The 9,888-nt window shown below is 69.9% G+C and carries 8 protein-coding genes; 3 read left to right on the forward strand and 5 right to left on the reverse strand.

Translation table 11 applies throughout. From position 1 onward, the window contains the following. Positions 1-3,529 (reverse strand): MobF family relaxase (gene mobF, locus MFF22_RS11810; RefSeq protein ID WP_238249170.1); only part of this gene is annotated, 3,529 nt, incomplete at its 3' end. 22 nt (positions 3,530-3,551) lie between these two features. Next, the gene (locus tag MFF22_RS11815) at positions 3,552-3,851 is read right to left on the reverse strand and encodes a hypothetical protein (protein ID WP_238249171.1); all 300 of its coding nucleotides are present in this window, start codon (positions 3,849-3,851) and stop codon (positions 3,552-3,554) included. Between the two features lie 287 nt (positions 3,852-4,138). Here MFF22_RS11815 and MFF22_RS11820 point away from each other — a divergent pair, with 287 nt between their 5' ends. The 3 genes from MFF22_RS11820 to MFF22_RS11830 are packed head-to-tail and all read left to right on the forward strand — an operon-like array spanning position 4,139 to position 6,298. Beyond that, on the forward strand, positions 4,139-4,603 hold the full coding sequence (locus MFF22_RS11820; RefSeq protein ID WP_238249172.1) for a hypothetical protein: 465 nt from the start codon (positions 4,139-4,141) through the stop codon (positions 4,601-4,603). A 40-nt stretch (positions 4,604-4,643) separates the two neighbouring features. Continuing rightward, a complete protein-coding gene (locus MFF22_RS11825; protein ID WP_053611250.1) occupies positions 4,644-5,474 on the forward strand; it encodes a nucleotide-binding protein in 831 nt (276 codons plus the stop codon). Positions 5,475-5,494: 20 nt separating this feature from the next. After that, entirely contained in the window at positions 5,495-6,298 is an 804-nt protein-coding gene (locus MFF22_RS11830) for a hypothetical protein (RefSeq protein WP_053611249.1), read from the forward strand. 109 nt (positions 6,299-6,407) lie between these two features. Here MFF22_RS11830 and MFF22_RS11835 read toward each other — a convergent pair whose 3' ends face one another. The 3 genes from MFF22_RS11835 to MFF22_RS11850 form a co-directional block, all read right to left on the reverse strand. Next, positions 6,408-6,881 carry a hypothetical protein gene (locus MFF22_RS11835; RefSeq protein ID WP_053611248.1) on the reverse strand — a complete coding sequence of 158 codons (474 nt, stop codon included), beginning with the start codon at positions 6,879-6,881 and terminating at the stop codon, positions 6,408-6,410. A 297-nt stretch (positions 6,882-7,178) separates the two neighbouring features. Then, positions 7,179-7,829 (reverse strand): SprT-like domain-containing protein, encoded by a 651-nt coding sequence (locus tag MFF22_RS11845; protein WP_053611247.1) that lies wholly within the window; start codon positions 7,827-7,829, stop codon positions 7,179-7,181. A gap of 420 nt (positions 7,830-8,249) precedes the next feature. Continuing rightward, positions 8,250-9,065: a helix-turn-helix domain-containing protein gene (locus MFF22_RS11850; RefSeq protein ID WP_078947368.1), complete on the reverse strand. Its 816-nt coding sequence runs from the start codon at positions 9,063-9,065 to the stop codon at positions 8,250-8,252. Positions 9,066-9,888 lie beyond the last annotated feature (823 nt).

Below are 9,888 nucleotides of genomic sequence, written 5' to 3' on the forward strand. Positions count from 1 at the left end.
ATCCAGATCGCCGCGCTACACCCAAGACACAGAGCAAGCTACGGTCTGGCAGTTCGTCCTGCTGGTAGAGGCCGAGAGCCTCTCTCTCCGTTCGTCCTACGTAGATCCGCTTTGGTGCGCGGCGGTCACCCAGTTGGATCAGACCCGTTGGGCATGGTGGCATAGAGACTGCCGTTCCGGCTCGATCCTCACGTCCTCGCTCGATCCCGACGACGTGGCCGAGCGGATCCCGGCGCACCAACATCAGCCGACCGCTGGGGTCGAGCAGAAGGTCGGCGGAGAGCCGCTCCACTAACCTCGGGAGCGCGCCATCTACGGCGCCTACGGTGATCCGGACTTGGCGCTTGAGCCCCTGCCACAGGATCGCGGCGAGCCGACGGATCCGGTTCCGCTGCCGCCGGCCATCGGGCGCGAGCGGGATCGTTCGGTCCGCATGTTCAATGCTCGGGGCCGGGTAGGCCGCAAGTGCGTGCAGGCGCTCGTCCATGCGCTGCCTCAGCGCCTGAGCAGCCTGCGATGGCTCACGCTCGGGGGCCGGGGCGATCCCAGCGATGGCTTCCCTCCAAGCTCCTTCGCGCTCCAGGCCCATCCTGCCACCGGACCGCACGGGGACATCACGCGACCGGATCGGCGCTCCGCACCAAGCACGTAGGTCGCCTCCGGCGAAGTCGGCCACGTTGGCTTTGCCGGCGCTGCCTGCGGACTCCGACAGGAAAGCTTGCCGGATCTCGCTGTGGCTGACCGGGGCGAGATCCGGGTGCGCAGCGCCTCGGCTATCTGGCAGCCCGCGCTCTTCCGGCCGGATGCCGGAGCGCGCCGCCTCCAGCCGCTCCCGGATCCGGTCCGTGTCGACGAAGAGCCGCGCCGTCCGGCGATGGCGGGTCATCGCCACGTAGGTCGCCTCCGCCCCTGTGCCGCGCAGGTCGGCCACGAACGACTCATCCACGGTGACGCCCTGGGCCGCGTGCGTACTCATCGCGTAGCTGTGCTGCAGGCGCGGGTCCCGCGCCTCACCCCGCTCGCGGAACCCGACCAGCGCGCTCGCCCGGGCGCTCAACCGCGCCCCATTCTTGGCCAACCTCAACGTCAGCACCGGATCGCCCGGATCACCCGAGAGCGCCTCGACCCGGGCAAGGTCGGCGTTGCGGATCGTCTGGCCCTCGACCTCGACGCTCTCTCCAAAGATGACCTCATCGCCGACCGTCAGCGCCAGCGTCTCGGCCCGGTTTCCGCCGCGTGGGATCGCGGCGATCTCGACCTCCTCCCCCTCAGGCAGCAGCCCGTCGTGCTTGAGCCGGTCGCGGATCCGCGCGTTCAGCTCGCGCACGTCCTTGTTCCAGCCGGTTAGCACAGCCCGCGTCCGCTCCGCTCCCTCGGGGTCGAGGCGGCTCTCGGCGTAGGCGTCGACCAGCGCCGCGATCGTGGCCTCGCGGTCCACCCCCCAGATGACCGCACCGCCGCGGTCGTAGGCTTCGAGCGCGCTCGCGGTCCGGCCGGCGGCGAAGTCCATGCTCGCCGCCCGCATCCAAGCCCCCTCCGCCTCGCTGCGCCCGCGCTGCCGCTGGATCTCGTCCATCCGGCTCGCGCCAAGCGCCCGGACCAGCAGCCTCATCGGCGCGCCCGCCACCACCGGGGCGAGCTGGCGCGTGTCGCCGCTGAGCACCAGTTTCGCCCCGGCCGCGCATGTGGCTTCGACCAGCGCGGCGAGATCCCGCGTGCCGATCATGCCGGCCTCGTCGGCGATCACGGTCGCCCGCGGCCCCAGCGCGATCTCGCCCTTGTCGATCCGGTTGAGGAACCCGGTCACCGCCCGCGCCATCGCTTCAGCCGTGTCCGTGTCGGTCCGGATCACGTCGACCGCCTTCCACGATGGCGCGATCACCCACACCTCGCCACCGCTGGCGCGCACTGCCTCGGCGACGCTGGCCATCGCGTACGACTTGCCCGAGCCGGCGCTGCCCTCGACCACGCTCAGTCCATCGCGGTTCAGCGCGTGTCGTACCGCCGCCCGCTGCTCCGCGCGCAGGCTCGGCCGCTCCGCCAGCACCCGCGTGACCACCGCCTCTGGGACGAAGTCGCGCTCGTCCTGCCTGGCGTAGGCCCGACGCAGCATCCCCTGCTCGGCCTCGATCATCTCCGGGCTCGCGTACACCCGCTCGCCAGCAGCCGAGCGCCCGACCTCGACCACGCCTCCGTCCCGGCGCAGCCGCTCGACCTCTTCCAGGACCGCGTCGGCATCGGCCTCGCATTGCAGAGACTCGGCGATCTGGCGCACGAGCGCACGCTCCTCCACCACCGCCTGCATCGCCAGCGCCTCGGAGAGGCCGGCCTCGGCCAAGTTCTGCAGCCGCTCCGGTGCCGCTCCCGTCCGCTCTTGGCGGATCCCGTCCGTGGCGATCCGCACGCCCTCGAACAGGGCTTCGCGCGCCCAGCCTGCTTGACCCAGCTGACGCTCCCACTCCGCCTCCAGGGTGGCGAGCGGCGTCTCCCGATCCTTGCGCGCCCGGGTGCCGTGGGCGGCCGCCTGCGCCGCGACCCGGTCGTCGGCGGTAGAAAAACCTCGCTCCCGCGCAGCCCGCTCGATCGCCGCCCGCCGCTTCGAGAACAGCTCCAGCACCGGCTCGGCCACCCCGGCAATCTCGAAGTTGCGCCCGGCTCGCACCGCCTCATAGCCCAGCTCCGCCTGAAGGCCGCTCGCCAGCTCGCTCCGGTACAGCGCCGCGATCCCACCGGCGTTCCGGAGGATCGCGCGGTTGTCGAGGCCCCCGGTCGAGCCGTCTAACCGCACGCACAGGTTGAGCAGTACCGCGTGGCTGTGCAACTGTGGGTCCTGCGACCGCGAGGTGAAGTGCCGGTACACCGCCGCACTCACCCCAGCCACCGGCGCCCGGTCCCGGCCCTGCGCCCCGGTCCGGGTCACGATCAGCCCGGCCGCGTGGGCGTAGTCCAGCGCCCGGCGCACCGCCCGGTCGTGCGCCGAGAGGATCCGCGCGCGATCCTCCGGCCCGGCGAAGGCAGCGAGCACGCTCACGCTCTTCGGCGCGGCGAACTGTAGGTCGTAGCCGACGCTGCGCCGGCCGTTCGCCGAGGCCCGCACCAGCGGCTCCAGGCTTCCCGGGTCGCGCCCGGCCGCGAGATCGCGCAGCACCCGCCCGTCGACCTCGACCCCGTCCGGGCAGAGCCGGAACGGATCTCCGAATGGGTCCGGACTTGGGCCTGCCTCTGAGCCGCGCGTCCACCACACCCCGTTGGCCTCGCCCGCGCCGTTGTCGGTATAGTACGCGACCTGGTCGCGGCCCTCGGTATGGCCCCGGCGCAGCGTCGCCAGCGCCCGGTCGAACGCCGCCGCGTAGGCCGTCTCGAATGCCGCGCTGCCCTCCGCTGCGACCTCGGCCGCCGCCTTGCGAGCGTACACCGCAGCCGTATCGTCGAGCGGGGTGTCGGGCGTGCTCAGCCCGGCCTCGCGCCAGATCTGGCGCGCCATCGACTCGTAGTACTCGACGCTGGTGATCCGCGTGCAGGTCATCATCGCTCAGGCCTCGCCTCTGGCCTTAAGCCGAACCGGTATCGTCGCCCGCCCGGGCCTCCGCCCGGTACAGATCGACGATGAAGTCGGAGATCACCCGGATCTGGTCCTCCATGGCCGCGGCGCTCGCCCGGGCCTCGCGGGCGCTCGACGACGCCGCCTCGGTGAGCTCGCCCAGACGGGCTACGATTTCGGACGGGCCGAGCGCGGCTTTGAGCGCCTCCTCGACGAACTGGTACGGCGCGATCCCGCGCGCCCGGGCGGCCGCCTCCACCGCCGCCCACAGGGCCTCGTCCAGGGCGACGCGGACGGGACGGCGGGCCATGCGCGGGCTCCGGACAGCGGGGCTATGAGATCTGGCAACAGCTTAGCCGCAAGCCAGGCCGCCGCCCAGCACCATCGGTGCGTGATGTGTCTCCGTTTCGAGTTGTAGGGCCGTACTTATCCACAGGCAGGTCCGAGGCAGGCCCAGTCCATCGCCGCCGTAAGCTCGGCCATGGTATCATGCCATCGCTTCAGAATGACGGGTCCAAGCGGTTCGCAGACTCGCGCGGGCACGGCCGTTATCCGCGAAGTGGCGGTGCTGCGAACCGCCGGTGACATGACCATGGCATGGCGCGAGGCTTGATGGCGATGAGCGAGGCCGCCGAACCCGATCCTCACGAGGCGCTGCGCACCTTCCTGCGCGAGCAGGTTAGGCTCGCCCCGAGCCGCAAGCCCTCCGGCTACGCCTCGGTCAAGGCCGTGCTCCCGGAGATCAAGGCGCTCAAGGCCAGGTGCCGGACCGACGCCGAGATCCAGGAGTTCCTCGCCCTCAAGGGGGTCAGGCTCAGCCTCGCCACCCTGCGCCAGTACATCGGCAGCGCCGCGCGCGAGCTCGCCGGCCACAGGCCCGTGCGACGGCGCGGCAAGCCCGCCTCGCAGCCAGCCGCCGAGACCCAGCGGGCGCCCGCGCCACACCGACCCGCTCCGGTGGCGCAGTCGGCGGTCGCCGCACCCGACCCGCTGCCGGCGCGGGGACACGCGCCGGCCTCGCACCCGGTCGTCGGGCACCGGCTCAGCACCAAGCACTTGTAGCCCTGCGAGCGGCCCAGAAGCATCGGATCGGAAGGACACCATGGCACGGGCACAGCAGACGCGCACGCCGACCACCTCGCGGCAGAAGCGCGTCGTCCTGATCACCTCGGAGAAGGGCGGGGTCGGCAAGAGCGTCACCGCCCGCACCCTGGTCGAGTACCTGCGCGGGGGCGGCACCCGCGTCGCCGCCTACGACGCCGATGGCGGCGTCGGCTCGCTCCTGCGGGTCATGGGCACCCGCGACGAGGCCGGCGAGCTCCGGGAGGAGCAGGATCCGAGCATCGGTGTCGGGTATTACAACATCCGTGCCGACGACCAGCGCGCCACCTTGCTCAACTGCGTCGCCTCCGGCGAGCCGCTCATCGTCCACGACCTCGCCGGCGGCAGCCTCGCCGACCTCGCCCGGATCTCCGACATGGGCGAGGGCCTCGACGACCTGCTCGCCGCGTTCAACGGCCAGGGCTACCGCCCGGTCGTCCTGCACCTGATCTCCTCGGAGGTCGCCGCGACCCAGTCGGTCGACCGCTGGATCGAGCTCGCCGGCGACAGGGTCGACCACGTCGCGATCCGCAACACCCGTTGGGGCAAGGCCGAGGCCGACTTCCCGTTCTGGCACGGCTACGTCGACGGCAATGGCGAGAAGCGCGGCGGCAACGTCCGCCGCCGCCTGCTCGAGGAGCTCGGCGGCCTGGAGATCAGCCTTCCGCCCCTGCCCGCCGGGACCTTCGCCAAGATCGACGCCGATGCCCTGCCCTTCGCGGTCGCCGCCGCCGCGCCGCGCCTGACCATCGCCGAGCGCTCGCACGTGGCGCGCTACCTGCGCGAGTCGGCGGTCGCCTTCGAGCAGCTGCGCCCGCTCCTCGGCCTCTGAGCGTCTGGGGCTAGGCCGCGATGCACCCCGACGCCAAGCTCAACTTCGACCGGGCCGCCCAAGCCCTGGGCCTCGATCCGGCGACCCGGGATCTGGCCTGGCGGCGGATGATGGACATCGGCCTGACGCCCGACGATCCCACCGTCGTGTATCTCGCGGTCGGCGGATTGCTGGAGCAGGCCGCCAAAACCATCCCGGAGGCGATCAACGCGGTGCCCGAGCGGGTCGAGCGGGCCGCGGCCCGGGCGGTCGGTCCGGTGGCGCAGGCCGCCACCGCCCGGGTCGAGGCCGCCCACGCCGCGCTCGCCGAGCGGACCGGCGCGGCGGTGGCGGAGGCCGCGGCTGGTCACTTCACCGAGCTGGAGCGCTCCCGTGCACGCAAGGTCGGCCTCTGGGCGGCCGCGATCGTCCTGGCCAGCGGCATCCTGTGCGGCGGCGCGGGCTACTGGCTCGGGCGCAGGGACACGCTCGGCCTGGATGCCAAGTGGGCGGGCCTGACCCAGCGCCCCGACGGCTCGGCGTGGCTCGCCCTGGTCGCGGCCAACCCCGACCTGCGCAGCCAGATGAGCCAGTCCTGCACCCCGTCGCAGCTCAAGCTGGATGCCGTGTCGAACCGGCGGTACTGCGAACTCCCGCTCTGGACCGAGGGCACGGTCGCGCCGATCGGCGGTATTCCCGCGGTAATCTACCTGAGCTTGCGCGACGGGCTCATCGCCTGGGGCCCAGCTTGGCTCATGCTCGGAGCTGGGCTGGCGGCCCTTGTCACCCGTCGCCTGCTGCGCCGGGTGTTCGCGTGGCGGCCGGTGGCCTGGCTGTTGGATTGAACGCGGGCGTGGCGCTCGCGACGACTCCCGGACAATCGCCTCTGAGCAGACGCCTGATGAACGCGCGACACCCTGAGGCCACGAGCGGATCGAAGACGGGCGGAGGCTCCTACAGGGGAGGAACTCTGTTGGCGAAGTCGTCCTCGAAATCGTCCTCCGTGAAGACCGCGTAAGCGAGCGCCGGGTGTTGCTTGACTACGCAACCGGTCGCGTCGCGCAGGTGCACGACTCCGTCGATGAGCACCGGCCACCACCAGCGCAGGCCTGTGGCGAGGTGCGCTTCCACCGCGGCGACCCCTCCGGGTCGCTCAGCCAGATCCCGTAGCGCCAGGTCCGACCCGAGATGCACCAGGGCAGCCGGAGCGCGCACCAACTCCGGCGGACGCCCCGGGATGAGTGAAGCGACCTCAAGGAAAGGACGACCTGGCCGGAGCAGGCTCTCGTCACCGGTGACGAGCGCGAGGTCGGCGTCGATCATGGCGTGGTCGGTGGCGGTATCCTCGACGGCGCTCAGCAAGGCGTCGTTCGAGAGATCCCGGCGCACCGTGATCTGGTCTGGGGCGGTCATCGTCACGAACCACATGGCTGATACCTTCTCGTGTCGAACTCTGTACAAAAGCGGTCCTGGCCAGGACCGCGGCCTCCGCCGTCGTGAACTCGGCAGTTGCGGTGGGCGGCACCCGGCCCGTGGCAGCCCAGGGGCGTCTCCGCTCCATCGAGGCGTCCGTACGCGGGCGGTTCTGAGCATCCTGGGGTTTGTCCTGCGATCCTATCACCTCACAGACCTCGTCATCACAGGCCTCGGAACGTCCCTCAATCCGATTTCCTCAGCGGCGCGTCGTCGATAGATCGTACGAAACAAAAATGATGTGTTTGCCCGTCACTGCCGCTGTATCTCCATCGATCGGTGGCAGGCGTCGCAGGCGAGCCGAGCGCCGGGTTTGGCCCAGGCGTTCATTCCACAGCCCGGGCACGTGTACCGGGTCTTGCTCGCCGCCTTCCGCTCCCGAGCCTCGCGCTCGGCCTCATCCCACAGCTCGACGTAGGGCACGCTGAAGCCCAGCTCTGCGACGAGTTCCGTGCAGGCGCGTGCGAACCGGCCGCCCGGCTCGATGCAGTGATCCATCTGCTGCCCGGTCTGCTTGCCGCCCGGCTCGCCCGTCGCGGTCGGGATCAGCCCGACCGCGCGCATCATCCGCGCCCATTCCCGGTTGTGGTAACCGGGTCGGGACGGCGTGCCGAAGTGCTGCTGCTCCAGGTGGACCATCTCGTGGACCAGGGTGGCCAGCGTCGCCTCGGTCGAGCGCTCGGCAAAGTAGCTGGGGTTGAGCGCGATCTCGTCGGTGATCTCGACGCCATCGCGCGTAGTGAAGCGGCGTCCGGCGAAGTAGCCGTAGGTCTTGGATTTGCGCTGCATGGTGATCAGGCACGCAGGCAGCCGGCCGGTGAACAGCCGGGCATTGAAGAACGCGTAGGCGTCGGTCAGCCCGGAATAGGTCCGGGTGGTCGGGTCGGTCAGCAGCTCGGCCATATCGTACGAAACAATACGCCTTCACCGATTAATGCCCATTGGTAGATAGATCGTACGAAACAAATAAAACTGGTTTGACGGCACGACCCCGGTCGATCTCTCGTTGACCGAGGCCGTTCGGGCGGATCAGGGGCGGTGGCGAGTACGCCGCTCGACATAGGGCTGCCATGCGTCATGTTCGGCTTGGAGGACCTCGATGTGGGCGTGCAGCCGCCCCGGCATCGCTGGCAGTCTTCAGCAACAAGTCCTGACCGGTGGCGCGTTATCCACGCAGCCCAGCGGTCTCGGTGGCGGGAGCGAGGAGCAGCGCGGGCGCATCATCGCCCATCCGGTTCCTACGTCTCGAATCCGAGCGGGCGCGTCTACGCGCGTGAACTCGCGGCCTCAAACGCGTTCGTCAGACCGTCCGGGCTCAGACCCTCAGCGCATGGCTCTGGCCGTTCTACCACCCGCTCGGATTCTCGGAGGCGCCGCTCGGTTGAGGTCGCCCGCTGCCTCTCGGCAGCTTTTTAAGGGTTCCGTTTTCCTCGATTCTGACAGGACTATAACTTCAGTAGGCGTGCGGTTCGGGGAATTGCACCCTCCCGCCTTGGCCATACCGGGACGCGCAGGAACTAAGGCGGAATGGATCCTGCGAGCCAGACGCAGCCAGGCGGTCCACTCGGGCGCGACAATGCGGACGATGTTGGTGTCGTTGCGAAAGCCGGTGATGCGCCGTTCCTCGACGGTGACCAGCCCGAGCTTCCTGGCCTCGCGGATGGCGTTGCGCACGGTGGTCTCGGCCACCCCGACGATCGCAGCCGCGTGGCCGACTGCCAGCCGGCAATCACCTCGGCGGGCAGTCTCGGCCGCTATCAGCGCCAGCACCGCCTGCTCGGCCAGGGTGAACCGCGCTGCCAGCCCCGGCGGCAGTCGCCCGGAGGCTGCCCAGCGGCGGCGACGTTCCATCGAGGCATCCGAGCGCGGGCGCGAACCTACCGACCGCCTTGCGCTTCCTGGAAGAGCTTGGGGGGTATCTACATCCCTAGCCGGCTGCGGCTCTGCCGGGCTCGGCGACTGCCCGATGCAGGCTACCTTTCCGTTCAGCGTACGCGCCTCGATCAAGGCAGAGAGGCACTCGGCCTCGACCTCGGTGATCTGCCCGTCCCCGAACGCGCGCCAGAGTTGGGCCGTCACCTGCGGCAGTGTGATTCGGCTCGCCGCCTCGATGGCGCGGCGGATCCTGTCTGCAAACATCCCTCTTGGGCCCTTGTCGGGCCACGACAGGTCGTTCCGGCCGTCGGTTAGGGCGTCCGGTCCACAGGCAAAGCCTCACCGTTGCGAAAGTTGGCGCTTTCGCTTGACGCCTGGGGGCGTCTCATGGCTTGTGAGGGGCATCAACGCCGGTCCTCACAGGCCACCACGATTTTGACGGCCCTCCAGTTTGGCGACTGGGGGGCCGTTGGCCTTTCAGGGGTCGACTTGCGGCGGCGTGATCTCCTGATGAGCCCGGCGACTCGCGCGAAGCGACGCGGTGCCGGACAGCGCATGTCGGCTGGCGCGCACAGTTAAGTCAACGCTGAGGCTTGGTTCGGCTCGCTGAACGCTACGATTAGGCCACTGTGGCCGGAGCGAGTCTGTCGCAAATGCAAATGGGCTGAGGTTCACGGGTCGCTAGCCATAGCCGACCAGCGTGCCGCTCCTTGCTCGGATCCGGCCCATGATCCTCAGCGCCCTCGTACTCAAACTGACGCGAGAAGCTTGCGGCTATCACCTCGGCCACATTGGCTCGGTCTCCGGCCCCTTTCGTCCGCAGGCTGGGCACCGCGGCCGCAGCCCCGCATCCCGGACAGTCAGACGTGGTCTTGATTACTACCTTGGCGCAGGATGGACCCACCGACGGCAACACATTGAGTGCAGGGATCTATGACGGCACCTTGCCGAGCGCGACATTGCTAGGGGGTTGGTAGGTGACGTTACGCAGGATCCTTGAGGCGCCAATCGCCGATCTCACGAGAGGTGGCTCGGGGAAATTGCACAGTGGGGCTGAGTGGAATTTCGGTCGTGTCCCTAGGCGTGG

It is taken from the genome of Methylobacterium persicinum (assembly GCF_022179525.1).
In the GTDB taxonomy this organism is placed as follows: Bacteria; Pseudomonadota; Alphaproteobacteria; order Rhizobiales; family Beijerinckiaceae; genus Methylobacterium; species Methylobacterium persicinum.

What these genes read in the sequence shown, in the direction of transcription:
- MFF22_RS11815 (WP_238249171.1), bottom strand. Translation starts at nt 3,851, where the DNA reads ATGGCCCGCCGTCCCGTCCGCGTCGCCCTGGACGAGGCCCTGTGGGCG.
- MFF22_RS11820 (WP_238249172.1), top strand. Translation starts at nt 4,139, where the DNA reads ATGGCGCGAGGCTTGATGGCGATGAGCGAGGCCGCCGAACCCGATCCT.
- MFF22_RS11825 (WP_053611250.1), top strand. Translation starts at nt 4,644, where the DNA reads ATGGCACGGGCACAGCAGACGCGCACGCCGACCACCTCGCGGCAGAAG.
- MFF22_RS11830 (WP_053611249.1), top strand. Translation starts at nt 5,495, where the DNA reads ATGCACCCCGACGCCAAGCTCAACTTCGACCGGGCCGCCCAAGCCCTG.
- MFF22_RS11835 (WP_053611248.1), bottom strand. Translation starts at nt 6,881, where the DNA reads ATGTGGTTCGTGACGATGACCGCCCCAGACCAGATCACGGTGCGCCGG.
- MFF22_RS11845 (WP_053611247.1), bottom strand. Translation starts at nt 7,829, where the DNA reads ATGGCCGAGCTGCTGACCGACCCGACCACCCGGACCTATTCCGGGCTG.
- MFF22_RS11850 (WP_078947368.1), bottom strand. Translation starts at nt 9,065, where the DNA reads ATGTTTGCAGACAGGATCCGCCGCGCCATCGAGGCGGCGAGCCGAATC.